This window comes from Legionella sp. km772, assembly GCF_003989735.1.
Classification (GTDB): domain Bacteria; phylum Pseudomonadota; class Gammaproteobacteria; order Legionellales; family Legionellaceae; genus Legionella.
This window is the reverse complement of the sequence record NZ_RZGQ01000060.1, coordinates 1-16,516: the sequence shown is the minus strand read 5'-3', so window position 1 is coordinate 16,516 and position 16,516 is coordinate 1. Positions and strand designations below refer to the sequence as shown.

Sequence of the window (16,516 nt, the reverse complement as noted above, 5' to 3'; positions counted from 1 at the left end):
AACTCATTTAAATCACTTTGCTATTAAGTACAAATTGATTCTTAGAGCGAACCAGATTGCTTGGCAGGAGCTTAAAAATATGGCAGCTTAAAATTGACCGTGCGTAACATGAGTTAGTAAAGTTGAAGATCTTACTAATCAGTATGCTTCTGGTAAAATAAATTTAGCCCGGTTCAAAAACGATGCCAATGCCCTTTTAGGTCAGCAAAGCAAAGATGCTGATGTTAAAGAACTACAAAAACATCGTGGTTGGAAGGAAATTTTTGTTAATGTTCTAGCTGCCATTGTGGGTGGTCTAATTTATTTAGCCGCTGCAGCTTATACAGGAAGTTTCACCTTATTTAGACCAGAAACTAATGCAGCGAAGAAAGTAAACGATCTAAACATGGCAATTGGTCAAGTTGAAGTGGATGAGAATGAACCAGAATTAATCCTTGAAACAAGAGGTTTTAGTTGTTCTAAGTAACTTGATTATTAATTAAAATTCCCGCTTCAGCGGGAATTTTCTTTTTGCACGCATAAATACCTTTCTTAATTTAATAATCTCTTTTGCAGTTTATAGTCATTTCGTATTATCCTAAGAGCCTTACTACTTAAGACTCAGTTATGGAACCAAAAAACGCTCAAATTTGTCTTGATTCAGAACAAAACCAATTCCAATGCACTGGCTCCTGGACGGTACAAATGTTGGGACATCTCTATAAAAAATTTTGCTCTGAACATCATCCTAAAGGTAAGCAATTAACCTTTAATGGCGAAGCTATAATTGGCTTTGATAGTGCGGGTGCCCTAGCGCTAGTTAAGTGCATTAGATTTTTAGAACAACAACAAAACCAAATAGAATTAGTTCATTTCTCCGCCGAACAAAAAGAATTAATCCATCTAATTCAATCTAAAGAAAAAGATCTCGCGTATAAGATCCCTGAAGCGGCGACGGAGGGACTAGTTTATCAAATTGGCAAAGAGACAGAAAACAAAATCCTTCAAATGGATGGCTTAATTATTCTCATTGGTGATCTTAGCCTAAAATTTTGTGAAGCTATAGGACATTGGCGACGATTTCAATTACCCAGCATTGTCTCTAATATTTATTCAGCCGGGCTACAAGCCTTACCTATCGTGGCCTTGCTCTCTTTTTTGATTGGTGTTGTTCTAGCGTATCAAATGGGCTTACAGCTAGAAACTTATGGCGCTAATATTTTTATTGCCTATTTATCGGGAATGGCCATTTTTAGGGAGTTTGCACCACTCATTACCGCTATTATTGTTGCTGGGCGGACCAGCTCTGCGTTTACGGCTCAATTAGGAAGTATGAAAATAAACGAAGAAATAGATGCCCTTTTAACTATGGGGTTATCACCTACCGAACTTCTCGTTTTGCCGAAAGTAATTGGTCTGTTACTGATTTTTCCGTTACTTATTTTTTGGGCTGATATCTTTAGTATTATGGGGGCGATGTTGATGTCTAAGTCCATGCTAGGTATTGGTTATGAAGACTTCTTGCAACGTTTAAAAAGCAGTGTGGGTTTAGAACAATTAATGCTAGGTTTATATAAAGCGCCCGCGTTTGCTATATTAATTGCTCTAGTGGGTTGCTTCCAAGGATTTCGGGTAGAGTCAACTGCAGATAGTTTAGGCAGTCAAACTACTAAAAGCGTGGTACAAGCCTTGTTTTTAATTATTATTGCTGACGCAGCTTTTTCTATAGCCTATAGTTGGATGGGTTTATAAATGACGGCCCCCATTATTGAAATAGAGGGAATGAAAAACTGCTTAGGAGGACAATGGGTTCATACCGATGTGAATTTATGTGTAGAGAAGGGCGAAATTCTTGCTATTATCGGTGGTTCTGGTAGTGGTAAAACGACGATCTTGCGTAGTATTTTAATGTTATTGCAACCAACAGCAGGGCGGGTTAAAGTATTTGGCGAAGATATTTATAAGCTGAATGCACAACAAGCACTAAAAATTCGCCGTCGATGGGGAATGTTATTCCAGCATAGTGCTTTGTTTTCTGCGATGACTGTTTTAGAAAATATTATGTTTCCTATGCGAGAATTTACTCAATTAGACAATGAATTGATGAGGGAATTGGCATTATTAAAGATTTCCTTGGTGGGTTTGCCTATCGAGGCGGCAGGAAAATTGCCCTCAGAATTGAGTGGAGGCATGCAACGCAGAGCTGCTGCGGCTCGTGCGATAGCGATGGATCCAGAATTGTTATTTTTAGACGAGCCAACTACGGGGCTTGATCCACGTGGAGCAAGACTTTTTGACGAGCTGGTTGTCTTTTTAAGAGACACACTAAAACTAACTATTGTGATGATTAGCCATGATCTAGAATCCCTAAAAAATACCACCGATAGAGTGGCATTTGTAGGTGAGGGTAAAATTTTAGCTCTAGAACCGATTAACGAATTAATGCAAAATAAGAACCCATTAATAGCTGATTATTTTAGTAAAATAGAAAAAAGGTAAGGGGATAGATACTTGGAAGCAAAAACCAATTACACCATTGTAGGAGCTATTGTCCTTATTTTAATAGGGGGGCTATTATCTGCAGGTTTATGGCTTTCAGTTGGTTTTAATCAAAAAGAATATTCCTTTTATACTGTTTATCTTTCAGAATCAGTCGCAGGTTTAAGCGAACAATCACCGGTGAAATATAATGGAGTGCAAGTAGGTTTTGTAAAAAAAATTGAGTTAAACACTAATGACCCCCGACAAGTTGAGTTAACTTTAAGTGTTGAAAAAAGTATTCCTATAACAACGAGCACTACTGCAACCTTAATCTCGCAAGGCATTACAGGAGTAACTTATGTTGGATTGTCCGCGGGCTCTTCTGATTTAACTCCGATTCAAAGAATGGATGGTGAACCTTATCCTGTTATTCCAGCCAAGCCCTCTTTATTTAATCAACTAGACATGATTATTAAAGAAGTCTCTGAAAATGTGAATAAAGTGAGTATGCAAACTCAAAAAATATTTAATGAGAAAAATGCGCGCTATATTCAAAAAACCTTAGCGAATATCGAGCAAGTTACTGAAGTCATAGCTAATAATAGCGCGGGGATTAACTCAAGTATTCGTAATTTGGATATTTTTTTATTAAATACAGCAAAAGTAAGTAAAGACTTTCCGGAGATTTTAAAAGAGCTACGAGTAGGGGTAAAAAAATTCAATACTTTAGCTAAGGATATGAGTAGTGCGAGTAAAAGTGTTTCTTCCACTATGACCAGCGGTAGGAACACTATTGATCAAATTTCACAACAAGCGGTTCCTTCGGCCACAACTTTATTAAATCGTTTAAATGCTATTTCAGCTAACTTAGAAAAAGTAAGCAATGAAATGCGTCAAAATCCTTCTGTGGTGATTCGTGGTGCCAAGCCACCGCAACCGGGACCAGGAGAGTAAATGAATAGCTTATTAAGTAAATTATCGTTAGCGGTTTTAGTGGGTACACTAAGTTCTTGTTCACCAGTTAAAATGCCCGTAACCAGTCAATATCAACTCACCAATTATAGTAGCAAGCAGTTAGTGGGCCATCCCAGTCATAATACTCTATTAGTTACAACACCTGAGGCTGTGGCTGGCTACCAAACTGAAGCGATGTTATACATTAAAAAACCTTATCAATTAGAGGCATTTTCTAAAAATGCCTGGGTTGATCCCCCTGCCAGTATGCTTTATCCCTTGCTAATTCAAAGCATCCAGCGAACTGGTTATTTTAGTGCTGTTTCTTCAAGTCCTTATACGCAAGGCGCGGACTATCGCCTAGATAGTCAATTGCTGCACCTGGAACAAAATTTTACTAAGAAGCCGAGCGTATTGGAATTTTCGGTGAAATTAGTATTGACCCGGGTAAGTGATAATAAAATAATTGCCTCTCGCATTATTAGTCAAAACTTAGTTTGCCCCCAAGATACTCCTTATGGGGGGGTTATTGCAGCCAATAAAGCCTCTTTATTGATTACAGAAGCTGCAGCAAGCTTTGTTGTTAATAACATAAAGCGTAATTAAGCAATAGCCAAAAAATAAAAAAAATTGTACAATGCCATCCCATGATGGTTATGCCTGTTTTACTAATAAAAAGAATAAAGGAGATAGAGGAATGAAACTTAGGTCATTTGGAAAATTAGGAGTGATTTTAGCGAGTGTTGTTTTAGTCGCTGCTTGTTCCAAAAAATTTGGTAGTGCTGATGGTGCTGCTGGAATGGGAGAAGGGGATATGGCTTCTCATGGTTTAGGACAAATGACCCCTTTTGCTGGTCAACAACCTGGTGAGTCTTATACTACTCAAGCTCCTCATAACCAACTTTATTTATTCTCCTACGATGACAGTAATTTAGCTTCAAAATATTTACCATCAGTAAATGCACAAGCTGAATACTTGAAAAATCATCCAGGGGCAAGAGTACTTGTTGCAGGGCACACAGACGAACGCGGTAGCCGTGAATATAACGTTGCTTTAGGTGAGCGTCGTGCGAATACTGTTGCAGATATTTTACGTATGGCTGGTGTTGGAAGAGACCAAGTACGTGTTGTTAGCTATGGCAAAGAGCGTCCAGCTAACTATGGTCATGATGCTGCATCCCATGCGCAAAATAGACGTGTAGAATTTACTTATGAGGCTACAAGATGATTAATTGCAAAAAACACTTTATCGCTGCATGTTTTTCCCTAATGGTTCCCGCATTGGGCTTTGCGGAAGCTCCTGTAGTTGATGATAGTGATAATTTTGCAATTATAGACGAACAGCCTGGTGCTGTTCGTCCAAATTATGAACAGCCGCAAATTGAAAATGCAGAACTCGACGGCCCACATGCTGAAAAATATCAAATGGATATGGCTCAGGATGATGATGGTCCAGCTCTAGCGAAAGATGATAGTTATGATCAAAATGGACAAGTCCAAAGTGCCGTAAAAAATGGTGCTGCTTTAATTGAGCGGGTACAAACCCTGCAAAAAGAAGTACAAGAATTACGTGGACAATTAGAAGTCCAAGCTTACGAATTAAAAAAATTACAAGAACAACAGCTCACTTTTTACAAGGATTTAGATTCCCGCATTAATGGTGCAGCAAAATCTACTGCTAAAGTGCCTACGAATTTGGGTAGTTCTAATTCGGTTGCGGTAGTAACCACACCCACCCCTACTAAACCTAGCGTTACTCCTAAAAATGCCGCAGTGGTAACTGCTCCAGTTGTTGCGCCAGCCTCAAGAGCAAATCCTGCCGATGAGCAAATTAGCTATTTAGCGGCTTATGAACTCGTTAAAACTAAACAATATGATAATGCAATTAAAGCGATGCAAACTTTTGTACAAAAGTACCCTCAAGGCGGTTACAGTGCTAATGCCGAATATTGGCTAGGTGAATTATTTATGGTGAAAAAAGAGTACACTAAAGCCATAGAACATTTTGATATAGTGCTACAAAAATTCCCCTCATCTACGAAAGCTGCCGCTAGTATGTTAAAGTCTGGTTATGCTTATGCTGCATCAGGAAATAATCAACAAGCAAAACAGCGCTTACAGCAAGTTGTTAAAAATTATCCTGGCACGCCAACGGCGCAATTAGCTAATTTAAAGTTGGAAGCAATTAACGCTATATGAATAGATTTACCAATCAATTAAGAATTACGGAAATATTTCATTCTTTGCAAGGCGAGTCAGTAACTGTAGGATTACCTACGGTTTTTGTTCGTCTTACCGGCTGCCCCCTGCGTTGCCAATATTGTGATACTGCCTATGCTTTCTCAGGTGGAGAGATGAGGGAGATAGAAGATATTTTAAAGCAAATCGCTTCTTATAACTGTACCCATGTTTGTGTCACTGGTGGCGAGCCCTTAGCGCAACCAGGCTGTATTTCTTTGTTAACTAAATTATGTGAACAAGGATATTTTGTTTCTATTGAGACTAGTGGCGCACGGGATATCACCCAAATTGATCCTCGCGTCATGATCGTGATGGATTTAAAAACTCCTGACTCTTTGGAAGCGGATAAGAACTTGTTTAGTAATTTGGAGCACTTAAAGCTTAGTGATCAAATTAAATTTGTATTATGTAGTCGCCAAGATTATGAATGGGCTTGCTCAATAATTAAGGAGTACTCATTAGCCTCGCGTGTTCAGCTTTTATTTTCACCGAGTTGGAAACAGTTAAATCCTACTGATTTAGCTAATTGGATTATTGAGGATAACTTGCCTGTTCGCTTTCAGTTGCAGCTCCATAAAATATTATGGAATGACGCCCCAGGCCATTGATTTAGAGGAGAGATTCGATGCATTGGCTTGCGCAAGCGCCTGCAAATATTGCTTTAATTAAATATATGGGTAAAAAAGATGCATCCTCTAATTTACCCGATAACTCCTCGCTGTCTTACACTCTGAATAATTTACTCAGTACGGTGCGTTTAGAACTTATTGCTAAAGACTGCGACCTATGGCAACCTTTGCCTCTATCTGATAGTAAAAATGATTTCACCCTAGCAAAATCTGCACAAGAGCGTTTTATAGCACATTTACAGCGATTAAAAGCTTATTTTGGCTATTCCGGACATTTTTTAATCCAATCAAATAATAATTTTCCCCATGGTAGCGGTTTAGCAAGTTCAGCTTCGAGTTTTGCAGCCTTAACTCGCTGTGCGGTATTAGCTTTATCTGAACTAAGCAATAAAGAGCTCCCCACAACCCAAGATCAAGCTCAACTTAGTCGACTGGGTTCTGGGTCTTCTTGCCGTTCCTTTTATTCTCCTTGGGCCTTGTGGCGAGAAAATGAAGTGCTGCCCCTTGAGCTACCTTATACGGAATTAAAACATCAAGTTATTGTACTCTCTAATAAAGAAAAAAAAGTGTCATCCAGTGAGGCACATAGACGGGTACGAACCAGCACCCTGTATAATTCACGTAGTAAGCGGGCAGAAGAGCGCTTAAACCAGTTATTACTTGCTTTAAATGCTATGGACTGGCCAAGCATATACCAACTTTGTTGGGATGATTTCCAAGAGATGCATCAGTTATTTAGTTCTTGCGCCGATCCATTTTCTTATATTACCGAAGAAAGTGTGCAATTACTCGATACTCTAAGCCGCTTGTGGGAAAGAGAGGGGGATGGTCCGCTGGTTACTATGGATGCAGGACCCAATATCCACTTATTATACCGTCTGGATCAAGCTGAGAAGGCTGAGCAATTTCAAGCAGAGCATTTAGCAGGAAGATATCATGTTCTATGATTTCTCAATTACTACTTTTGGAAAATGGATTTTAGCTGGTGAGCACGCGGTTGTTAGAGGCCATGCAGCTTTAGTTTTTCCAATTAAAGAGCGGCAACTAACTTTAAAATATAATGCGTCGTCTCAGTCTTTAGGGGCTGATTACGAAGGTACTAGTGGTGCTGATATGCACTTATTATTTTGGAGTGTCCTTGAGCAAGGGATGAGCCTATTAGGACGATCTTTAAATCAATTAGAGGGTCATTTTCATCTAATAAGCACCATTCCAGTTGGGGTAGGAATGGGTGCCTCAGCAGCACTTTGTGTGGCCATGAGTTCTTGGTTTTGTGCTCAAAAAATGCTTGATGAAACGAAGCGCCTAGAATTTGCTAAAGAGCTAGAACATCTCTTCCACGGGAAAAGTAGTGGCCTAGATATCGCCGGTGTTTCCTCAGAGCAAGGTGCCTATTTTAAACAAGGATTTTGTACTCCTATTAAACAAAATTTAGAACCAGTGTGGTTTCTTTCTTCCTGTAACCAAATAGGTATTACCTCTCATTGTATCCAACAGGTGCAAACCCTTTGGGATAAGGATCCTCAACTTGCGAAACAAATTGATCAACAAATGGCAGAAGCCGTAGAGGAGTGCAAACAAGCACTAGAGGAAAATAACCTAACATCATTAAATCAATTAGCTAAAGCCATGAATAAAGCAGCTCATTGTTTTTCTCAATGGGGTTTAGTAAGTGAAAGTTTACAGCAACATATGAACCTTTTATTTACTAATGGCGCCTTAGCAGTAAAACCCACTGGTTCTGGTGGTGGAGGCTTTGTCTTAAGTTTATGGAGAGACAGACCCAAGCTTAATATCGAGTTAATTGCCGTTTAATTATTTTATTTTTCCATAAGCGAATAGGCTCATTGATACTCATTCATGACCCCCTGTCCAGAGATTACCAATAAATCTGCGGCTAAGTCAACGCATTAAAGACAGTGGATTATTGGTCACAAGTAGCTTCACAACTACAAGCTCATTTTAACAAAACTAGAAAATTTGTTAGCTTGCAGTAAACGTTTTCCTAACAGTTTGATAATTAATCGGTCTAGAGTTAAACCTAGGGCAGGCTGTTCTTGATAGAGTCTTTCTAAAGCCTCATCTGAGAGTTTATATAAAATACTGTCCTCTGTTGCAACAACTGTTGCCGAACGTGGATCTTTTGAAAATAAGCCCATTTCACCCACAATCGCCCCTTGTTTAATCCGCGATAAGCGGATTTCATGTTTAGTACCATAGGCTAAAACCACTTTTAATTTTCCTTTGGCTAAATAAAGTAAATCGGTTGCTTCATCCCCTTGCTGATAAATTATGTCATTTTCCTTAACTTTAACGCGTTCAAAATAAGTTAATAGCAGCTTATTCTCTTCATTACTGGCTGTAAGAAATTGAAATTGTTCTGCTGGTGATATTGATATTAATTCTTTACTAATAATTTGATCTTCGCACCATTCTACCGCGTGGTCGAGATCAGGGAATTCGGAATAATGAAGATCATCAGAGGCGCTATTAGTAATAAAACGATTAATCTCTTTTTTAATTTCTGGCGGTAAATTAGCAAATACCAGGCTAATCAGCCGCATTTTACAGGATTGTAACAGTTTAATGATACTCATAAAACAAGATACTTCCATACCTATAACCCGGGAAAAGTCCAAGATAAGATAGTTAATGTTATAGTCTTTATTTTTATCAATTTCATCAATGATCTTATTCATAATGAAGGCTGTATTACCAAAAAATAAATAACCGGAAATAATAGGAATAAGAATTTCTTTCCCTTTAGTGGTTAAGATTGTTTTTTCTTGTTCTGTTCGCTCCACTGTTGAGCGTATTAAATCTCCACTCATGAAGGCCCTAATCACTTCAATCCGGCTGTAATGGATAACAAATAGAGTTAGTGATAAAAACAAACCTACGACCAGGCCAGTTAAAAAGCCTTGGATGGCAATTACTAAAGTAATACTAAGCACAATTAAATAGTTAGACCAAGATATTTTCTTTTTAATGCTAATCAGCCATTCGAGTATAAAATCGAGTGAGACATAAATCAGTAGGGCGCCAAAAACTGATTTAGGTAAAAAATGCAAACTAGAGGTTCCTGCTACTAGGATAAAAATAATAATAACCCCACTCATAATCCCCACAAGACGAGAATTAAGCTTAAGTTTTAAATTAATTTTTGATATCGCAAGCCCTTGATAGCCTCCTAACCCACCTAGTAATCCTGTGAGTAAATTAGCTATTCCAGTAACTTTTAGCTCTTTATTAATATTCATGGTTTCATTAGACATGATTTCAAAACTGGACGCATTTAGAAGCAGGCTAATGACTGATAAAGTTATTAGGATGAGGTAGTCGGGAATATAATGACTAATAATAGACCATTGAACATTTCCACTAAAAACACTAAGACTTGGGATATTTGCTAATGTTCCTTTAGGAAAAGGGCCCATTAACCATCCTCTGCTCTCTGCAAGACTAAAGGGAATCACCATTATCCAAAGGTAAAGATAGAATAAGCTAACGCCTATAATTAATAAGCTGGGTAACACTAAATAATGATCAAAACGGTGCATTGCCCAGATCATAAAGAAAGCATAAATCAAAGGTGGTAGCCATAATCCTAAGTAATCAATGGTCAATAAAGTAGCTAAATGGGAAAAATCTAGGGGCAATTTTGTTAGGAAAATAAAGCTTTGACTAAAAATAAGCCATCCTGTTCCTGCCAAAAATCCTCCGATTACCGGGTAGGGAAAGTAGCGAATTAGTTTTCCTAACTCTAATTGCCCCAATAAAAACATGATAAAGCCACTACTCATGGCCATGGTAATAGTCACTGTCATTACCGTTGGCAATACATCTTGGGGATTGATTTGTAATACCTTTCCGGCTATGTCATAACAGGTTACAGCGATGATAGCCGCGTAGACATCTTGAGCTTGGCCAATTGTTCGTTTAGAGGTGCTAAAACCACCCAAAACTAACATTAAAACTATAGTGCCAATTAAACAAGAACTCGCTCCGACAAGTAAATATTGTGATAGCTCACCGTGATAAATAAGTGCTGCGAAAGCTACGGAAGATACAGCGGATATAATGCCTATAATTGACCCAGCAAAAATGCTTTTAGGTAAGGTATTTAGATAGCCATTCATTACGCTTTTTTTATCCTTAATACGATACATAAGTCCACGTCGGTTGATTCATCAGGTTTAGTAGAAGAGAATGCTTAATTAAGTGGACACCATTATGGAGCGGAGATAAAATCAGTATGAGGTAATTTTAATGATTTTTCAATGTATGGGACTAAAGGTCTATTCAACGAATTGATAATAAATTTCGCCGTTTTTAACCATACCTAATTCGTAGCGGGCTTGCTCTTCTAGGGCTTGATCGCCACTTTTCAATTCTGCAATATCCGCTTCTATAGCTTTATTCCGAGCAGCTAATTTATTATTTTCTTCTTGGTGTTCTTTGAGTTTTTGCTGCAAGCTAATCCATTGAATGATGTTGCCATCTCCAAGCCAGAGCTTATGTTGTAAAACAACTAACGCAATAATTAAAACAATGAATACAGGGCGCATAAGTTGTACTTAGTGATCAGTCCGTCTTTCATACATTCTATTATTTTATTACGGTTAGGGGCAACATTTAAACGATAAAATCTTTGAACTTTCTAAGAAGAAGTAAGGAATTAATCCATTATGTAAGAAAAATTTAACCCTATAGTTATCTATAGGGTTAATGCAGCTTACTTTAAAATACTTTTCCCGGCATAAGGTAGATTAGCTTCTTCATTGATGCGTAAGAGTTGGTTGTATTTAGCCGTTCTATCTGTTCTGCATAGAGATCCAGTTTTAATTTGTCCGCATCCTGTTGCCACAGCCAAATCAGCAATGAAGGAATCCTCTGTTTCCCCCGAACGATGTGACATCACACAATGATAATGATTAGCTTGAGCGAGTTTTATGGCCTGTTGGGTTTCAGTTAAAGTGCCTATTTGATTAACTTTAATTAAAATAGCATTAGCGAGGTGTTGATTGATGCCTTCTTGTAAAATTTTAGGATTGGTAACAAATAGGTCATCGCCTACTAATTGTATTTTATTACCTAATTGTTTGGTCAGTTCACTCCAACCAGCCCAATCACTTTCATCCAATCCATCTTCGATACTAACAATAGGGTAGCTGTTTACTAAATCCGCATAATAGCTGATTAATTGTTCTGAATTAAATTGTATATTTTCAGAGGCCATATGGTACATGCCTTGTTCATAGAGTTCGGAAGCGGCAACATCTAAAGAAAAAACAATATCGTGGCCTAAGCGAAAACCGGCTTTTTCTACCGCCTCACTCAGCATATCTAACGCTTGGCGATTTGATTGAATATTAGGAGCAAAGCCACCCTCATCACCCACAGCAGTGTTTAAACCTTGTTTTTTTAATACAGATTTAAGTACATGAAAGGTTTCAACTCCCCATTGTAAGGCAGTAGGAAAATCGGTTGCACCAATGGGCATAATCATGAATTCTTGGATATCTACATTATTATCGGCATGAGCACCACCATTTAAAACATTCATCATCGGGACTGGCATGGACATGCTTTGCCCTTGATTTAGGGTTTTAAACAAAGGTAATTTTAAAACTTGGGCGCGAGCACGGGCTGCTGCTAAAGAAACCGCAAGCAAGGCGTTTGCACCTAAGCGTGATTTATTTTCTGTGCCGTCTAACTCACAAAGTGTATTATCTATACTAGTCTGGTCTTCAATAGAATAGCCATTTAGGGCTTTATTGATTTCCTGATTAACATGAGCAACCGCTTGTTGTACTCCTTTGCCCAAATATCGTTTCTCATTATCTCTTAATTCGCACGCTTCACGACTGCCGGTAGATGCACCTGAAGGTACACAGGCCCGCCCTAGCGTGCCATCATTTAAATGTACATCAGCTTCAACGGTTGGGTTTCCCCGTGAGTCTAAAATTTCGCGAGCATGTATTTTTATTATTTGCATGGTCAGTTGTCCTAAGAGAAAATAAACCGGTTATTATATTTTAACTATTCCTAATTCTAAAAATGCATTCATTAAAGGGATTAAGGGCAAGCCAAGAATGGTTTCTGTATTACCTTCAATCTGTTTAAACAGCCAATTGCCCTGCGTTTCGAAGTGATAAGCTCCACAACTATCATAAGGTTGTTCCTCACGCAGATAGTGTTCTATAAATTCATCACTTAAATCGCGTACCGTTAAATAAGCTTTGTCATGATGCTGCCAAATAATTTTATTATTATGGGCGATACAGAGGCATACAATTTGTTGGTGTTTCCTGCCATTTAATAAATGCAAATGCTCTACGGCTTTTTTATGAGTTATTGGCTTATCTAAAATTTTATCGTCAATTACACATAACTGATCGGCGGCAATGATGAACTTTTGGCGATGAGCAGCACTTACTGTTAACGCTTTACTACGTGCTAAAGCAAAACCTAGATCTAAAATATTGTTGGAAGGGTGAGCTTTTTTAATCACGTCTTCATCACAATGTGCAGGAACTACTGAAAAAGCTAAGCCTAACGTTTCTAACAACTGTGAGCGAATTTTAGAACCCGAAGCTAAGATTAAGGGTTCTTGATGCAGAAAGTTAGACATAGACAGCTACCGAGGCCATTAATAAAAAGCCTATAATTACAAAACTAAAATCGCTTAGATTGCAACAGCGCTCTACCATCACACAGCGTTCCAATCCATGGAGTGTTCCTAAATAAAGAAAGGTACCAGCGGAGGCGGCGATTAAAATAGGATCAAAGATAGAATTAGTTTCTATTCCGTGGCCAAAATACCAACCAAAATAAATACCAATGGGGGTCATTAAGCTAAAAATGAAAAAGAAGATCATACTTTTATTGGTGCTCATTGCGCTCTTATTTAATTGTACCGCAATAGCAAAACTTTCTGCCCACTTGTGAGTGATAATAGCTAGAAATAACATGATAATCATTGAGTTATGGTGGGCTAAACCTAAAGCGGCACCCAGCATAATCGAATGTACAGAAAGCATGGCCCAGGCTAAAATAGCAAAGGCTGGGTGACTTGCTTCATGATGGTGATAAAGTTCTTTCCCTAAGTGTTCAAACCAGAGAAAAATCAAAAAAACTGCCCCAGTAATAATAAAGGCAAAAGGATATTCATAACCTAATTGATTAAATAGGTGAGCTGACTCCGGAAGCATATGAAGAAGTGCCGCGCCTAAAAAGACGCCTGTAGCTAAGGTTTCCCCGATAGGAAAATCAATATGCTGATCATCTTTTAGACGTTTTTTGAAGGGGTACCAACCAGCCAATAAGATGACTATGAAAATGATCAAACCAAAACATATTTTTAAACCAGTAGCAGATAACATATTTTTCCTACATATTGATTTAGAATAGAGACAGGTCGTCTCCTATTTAAAAAGATGGATTGTACCTCTAAATTCATGATTCGTCATTTATTCCTATTGATCAGGGCATTGATTGCAACATTAATAGAGCAGTCTTTATTCTAGGCTCTCCTCATGATGAACCACTTCATGAAGACTAAATAAGCGTATTTCTTTTATGTTCGCTTGTAAACGTAAGGCGAGCAGTACTCTTTGATGTAATTCTTTCCATTGAGTAAACTCTTCATTACAGGCAATATCAATACTTATGGTCCCGTCTAAATAATGCACATTCCAAAATAAAATCTGCGGAAAATCAATGTGTACTTCATTGAGTAGTTGCTCTTGCAATACTTTTCTACTAGGTAGGTGTAAAGATGGACTGGAAATTTCATCATCTTCATGATCAACATGTACAATGACATCTTTCACGCTGGCTATTTGGCTTACTAAAGCCTGATGAACATGCTGAGCAATATAATGGCCTTCTGATACAGAAATTTTAGGGAAAACCATAATATGTACATCAATTAGTACATCATTACCCATAGAACGGGTGCGTAGTTGGTGGATCTTTTCTACGCCATGAACATTTTGTATAACGTGCTCAATTTGAGCTATTAACTCAGCGCTTACTGCCGTATCTACTAATTCTTTAACGCTATTCCATCCATAATCCCAGCCCATTTTGATGATCATCAAACCAACTATTACCGCTGCTACCGCATCTAAATAAGCAAAGCCTGCTAGACTACCCATGAGGCCTACTAAAACCACTAAAGATGAGGCAGCATCAGAACGATGATGCCATGCATTCGCGATAATGAGCGGTGAATTAATTTTATTGCCCACATGTTTGGTGTAGTGAAATAAGCCTTCGTTAATAAAAATTGAACTACAAATAACGGGTAATGAAAGCCAATTAGGGGTAGTCGACGACTCATATAGGAGCTCATAAAAAGCATCCCAAGCAATCCCAAAGCCAGCAAGGCAAAGTAGTAAGGATAGAAACAAAGTTGCTGCGGTTTCGATACGTTGATGGCCGTATGGATGAGATTCATCAGCATCTAGACTTCCGAATTTAGAAGCAAACAACACCATTACATCGGTAATAAGATCAGAAAAAGAATGAGCACCATCGGCAATGAGTGCATGGGAATGAAAGAAATAACCACCAATAAGCTTAATAAAGCCAAGAAAAGCATTACAGGCAGCACCGATAATGGTTACTTTCTTAGCCTGCCAATATCTATCATGCTGGATCATGAGGGGCCTTATAAGTTAATGCATTGAAAAAATTGGAGTTGTAATAATATCATAGGCTGATTGTTTGAACATCAGGGGTTTGAGCCTTTTAAGCCTGCTATTCTCTTGTTCAGTACACAGATTGGTAAGTTCTAAATCATTCTAAGCTAAATCTAGTTTTATATGAATTTTTTGACTTTGTGCACAAGGTTATCCACAGATTTTGTGGATAAAAAGTCGCTGTCGCGAAATGATTTGTTCACAAAACAATCGATAAATCTTAATTTAACGCGTTAACGCCTGGTTAAAATCAGAGTGAACTCATCCATCTCAATCATACCAATTGCATGCTCATTTTTTCGGTAATATTTGCATTATTTGCTGCACTATTATTCACTACATCAACGTTTGGACGTATCTCGCCTGCAAGACAACGAGTAAGCTGCCTTAAATTGAATCCAAATACAGCAGCGTAACCAGAACTTTTAGTAGTTGCATCAGATTTCATGCGGCTTCTGCCCAATTGGCCGCCATGTTTCGTGTGGCCAATCAAAGGTTCAATACCAGCGCGTCGATGATGCAATAACTGCCTGATTGTCCATGGCGTTGTTTCACGAGCCGCATTGAGCGTCCTGTCAGGACGGGGTAATTGAATTTCAAGAACGCCTTTTTCAATCAGTAGCTGCTCGTTACTCAATGAATAATATCCCTTATCTGTCGCAACCGATGCCAGTAACCCCTTTCCAAAAAGATGCTCATGAGTATTGAGCATCATCGGTAAAGACTGGGCATCTGGCATATAAGTAGATGTGCATTCGCCAACAAAAAGAAAGTTACCTCCAATACGTCCTAATTGATAGGCGCGACCAAACTGGAACCCTTTATTTAATTTACCTTTGTTAAAACAGCCGACTTCATAAGCATGCAATGAAGAAATCGATGGATTGATAATACCTTCAAAAAGATAACCATGTACATTCTGTAATAACATAGTCCCGCGCCAGCTCAGCGTCTCAACAGCACGGCGAAGCGCCCAATATTTACCCGATGCCAACTGATTACCAAACAAATAGATATCATTTAAGATAGGCAGTACATCGGCATACGTTTCACGCCATAACCGCTGAAGCACCACGGATAATATACCCTCACCAACATCCTTGCGTTTCAAATTAAAATAATACAGCGCGATTTGTTTTAAATTGCTTAGCCCAACGCGGTAACGCTTCATGCCACCACAGCACAATTGATTCAGTCCTTTTCCAACTTTTGATGCAAGAACAGCAACCTTAACCAATAAGTTGGCGATTGCGGGGTAGGCTATATTGGCTTCTTGAACGGTTGAGTCCACATCAAGCTCTGTAGGATTAGCGTAATTTAGTTTAACTGCTTGTTGCGTTATCAAATTAGCAAGTCGGCGCTGCGTTTCAGGGCTTAATCGAGAGCGAAACGCCTCGATTTTGGTATGGTCTGGCGCATGCCATTTCTTGATGAGGCCATAACCACAAAACAATTGAAAGGCGGCATTATCTCGTACTTGTTGTTCTGTTACACGGTCAGTGAGGTTAAACATCTGTTGTAAAA

At 38.5% G+C, this 16,516-nt stretch carries 17 protein-coding genes; 10 read left to right on the top strand and 7 right to left on the bottom strand.

Going from position 1 to position 16,516, the window contains the following annotated elements:
- Positions 1–286 precede the first annotated feature (286 nt).
- The 10 genes from ELY15_RS08000 to ELY15_RS07955 all read left to right on the top strand — a co-directional run bounded on the left by ELY15_RS08000 (position 287) and on the right by ELY15_RS07955 (position 8,099).
- Positions 287–466 (top strand): hypothetical protein, encoded by a 180-nt coding sequence (locus ELY15_RS08000; RefSeq protein ID WP_127099142.1) that lies wholly within the window; start codon positions 287–289, stop codon positions 464–466.
- A gap of 140 nt (positions 467–606) precedes the next feature.
- Positions 607–1,731 (top strand): ABC transporter permease, encoded by a 1,125-nt coding sequence (locus ELY15_RS07995; RefSeq protein ID WP_127099141.1) that lies wholly within the window; start codon positions 607–609, stop codon positions 1,729–1,731.
- Positions 1,732–2,478, top strand: coding sequence for an ABC transporter ATP-binding protein (locus ELY15_RS07990; protein ID WP_127099140.1), 747 nt, complete (start codon positions 1,732–1,734; stop codon positions 2,476–2,478).
- Positions 2,479–2,490: 12 nt separating this feature from the next.
- Complete coding sequence (locus tag ELY15_RS07985) at positions 2,491–3,414, top strand: MlaD family protein (RefSeq protein WP_127099139.1); 924 nt, start codon at positions 2,491–2,493, stop codon at positions 3,412–3,414.
- On the top strand, positions 3,415–4,020 hold the full coding sequence (locus ELY15_RS07980; protein WP_127099138.1) for an ABC-type transport auxiliary lipoprotein family protein: 606 nt from the start codon (positions 3,415–3,417) through the stop codon (positions 4,018–4,020). It begins immediately after the preceding gene.
- Between the two features lie 91 nt (positions 4,021–4,111).
- Positions 4,112–4,642 (top strand): peptidoglycan-associated lipoprotein Pal, encoded by a 531-nt coding sequence (gene pal, locus ELY15_RS07975; protein WP_127099137.1) that lies wholly within the window; start codon positions 4,112–4,114, stop codon positions 4,640–4,642.
- Complete coding sequence (gene ybgF / locus ELY15_RS07970; protein WP_127099136.1) at positions 4,639–5,613, top strand: tol-pal system protein YbgF; 975 nt, start codon at positions 4,639–4,641, stop codon at positions 5,611–5,613. The genes pal and ybgF overlap by 4 nt, the downstream gene beginning before the upstream one ends.
- Complete coding sequence (gene queE, locus ELY15_RS07965; RefSeq protein WP_127099135.1) at positions 5,610–6,263, top strand: 7-carboxy-7-deazaguanine synthase QueE; 654 nt, start codon at positions 5,610–5,612, stop codon at positions 6,261–6,263. Before ybgF ends, queE begins: the two co-directional genes overlap by 4 nt.
- Before the next feature lie 17 nt (positions 6,264–6,280).
- The gene (locus ELY15_RS07960) at positions 6,281–7,231 is read left to right on the top strand and encodes a diphosphomevalonate/mevalonate 3,5-bisphosphate decarboxylase family protein (protein ID WP_127099134.1); all 951 of its coding nucleotides are present in this window, start codon (positions 6,281–6,283) and stop codon (positions 7,229–7,231) included.
- Positions 7,221–8,099 carry a mevalonate kinase gene (locus ELY15_RS07955; protein ID WP_127099133.1) on the top strand — a complete coding sequence of 293 codons (879 nt, stop codon included), beginning with the start codon at positions 7,221–7,223 and terminating at the stop codon, positions 8,097–8,099. Before ELY15_RS07960 ends, ELY15_RS07955 begins: the two co-directional genes overlap by 11 nt.
- A gap of 134 nt (positions 8,100–8,233) precedes the next feature.
- Here the strand turns inward: ELY15_RS07955 and ELY15_RS07950 are convergent, their stop codons facing one another.
- The 7 genes from ELY15_RS07950 to ELY15_RS07920 all read right to left on the bottom strand — a co-directional run.
- Entirely contained in the window at positions 8,234–10,423 is a 2,190-nt protein-coding gene (locus ELY15_RS07950; RefSeq protein WP_158617432.1) for an SLC26A/SulP transporter family protein, read from the bottom strand.
- Between the two features lie 159 nt (positions 10,424–10,582).
- A complete protein-coding gene (ftsB, locus tag ELY15_RS07945; protein WP_127099131.1) occupies positions 10,583–10,852 on the bottom strand; it encodes a cell division protein FtsB in 270 nt (89 codons plus the stop codon).
- 167 nt (positions 10,853–11,019) lie between these two features.
- Positions 11,020–12,282 carry a phosphopyruvate hydratase gene (gene eno / locus ELY15_RS07940; RefSeq protein WP_127099130.1) on the bottom strand — a complete coding sequence of 421 codons (1,263 nt, stop codon included), beginning with the start codon at positions 12,280–12,282 and terminating at the stop codon, positions 11,020–11,022.
- A 33-nt stretch (positions 12,283–12,315) separates the two neighbouring features.
- The gene (locus tag ELY15_RS07935) at positions 12,316–12,918 is read right to left on the bottom strand and encodes a nucleoside triphosphate pyrophosphatase (RefSeq protein WP_127099129.1); all 603 of its coding nucleotides are present in this window, start codon (positions 12,916–12,918) and stop codon (positions 12,316–12,318) included.
- On the bottom strand, positions 12,911–13,669 hold the full coding sequence (locus tag ELY15_RS07930) for a ZIP family metal transporter (RefSeq protein ID WP_127099128.1): 759 nt from the start codon (positions 13,667–13,669) through the stop codon (positions 12,911–12,913). Before ELY15_RS07930 ends, ELY15_RS07935 begins: the two co-directional genes overlap by 8 nt.
- Positions 13,670–13,804: 135 nt before the next feature.
- The gene (locus tag ELY15_RS07925; protein ID WP_127099127.1) at positions 13,805–14,953 is read right to left on the bottom strand and encodes a cation diffusion facilitator family transporter; all 1,149 of its coding nucleotides are present in this window, start codon (positions 14,951–14,953) and stop codon (positions 13,805–13,807) included.
- A gap of 313 nt (positions 14,954–15,266) precedes the next feature.
- Positions 15,267–16,516 (bottom strand): transposase (locus ELY15_RS07920; RefSeq protein WP_148111235.1); only part of this gene is annotated, 1,250 nt, incomplete at its 5' end.

Excerpts from the sequence above, each read along its gene's own strand:
- pal (WP_127099137.1), top strand. The coding sequence starts at position 4,112 with ATGAAACTTAGGTCATTTGGAAAATTAGGAGTGATTTTAGCGAGTGTT.
- ftsB (WP_127099131.1), bottom strand. The coding sequence starts at position 10,852 with ATGCGCCCTGTATTCATTGTTTTAATTATTGCGTTAGTTGTTTTACAA.
- ELY15_RS07980 (WP_127099138.1), top strand. The coding sequence starts at position 3,415 with ATGAATAGCTTATTAAGTAAATTATCGTTAGCGGTTTTAGTGGGTACA.
- ELY15_RS07990 (WP_127099140.1), top strand. The coding sequence starts at position 1,732 with ATGACGGCCCCCATTATTGAAATAGAGGGAATGAAAAACTGCTTAGGA.
- ybgF (WP_127099136.1), top strand. The coding sequence starts at position 4,639 with ATGATTAATTGCAAAAAACACTTTATCGCTGCATGTTTTTCCCTAATG.
- ELY15_RS07955 (WP_127099133.1), top strand. The coding sequence starts at position 7,221 with ATGTTCTATGATTTCTCAATTACTACTTTTGGAAAATGGATTTTAGCT.
- ELY15_RS07935 (WP_127099129.1), bottom strand. The coding sequence starts at position 12,918 with ATGTCTAACTTTCTGCATCAAGAACCCTTAATCTTAGCTTCGGGTTCT.
- ELY15_RS07930 (WP_127099128.1), bottom strand. The coding sequence starts at position 13,669 with ATGTTATCTGCTACTGGTTTAAAAATATGTTTTGGTTTGATCATTTTC.
- ELY15_RS07960 (WP_127099134.1), top strand. The coding sequence starts at position 6,281 with ATGCATTGGCTTGCGCAAGCGCCTGCAAATATTGCTTTAATTAAATAT.
- queE (WP_127099135.1), top strand. The coding sequence starts at position 5,610 with ATGAATAGATTTACCAATCAATTAAGAATTACGGAAATATTTCATTCT.
- ELY15_RS07995 (WP_127099141.1), top strand. The coding sequence starts at position 607 with ATGGAACCAAAAAACGCTCAAATTTGTCTTGATTCAGAACAAAACCAA.
- ELY15_RS07925 (WP_127099127.1), bottom strand. The coding sequence starts at position 14,953 with ATGATCCAGCATGATAGATATTGGCAGGCTAAGAAAGTAACCATTATC.
- ELY15_RS07950 (WP_158617432.1), bottom strand. The coding sequence starts at position 10,423 with ATGAATGGCTATCTAAATACCTTACCTAAAAGCATTTTTGCTGGGTCA.
- eno (WP_127099130.1), bottom strand. The coding sequence starts at position 12,282 with ATGCAAATAATAAAAATACATGCTCGCGAAATTTTAGACTCACGGGGA.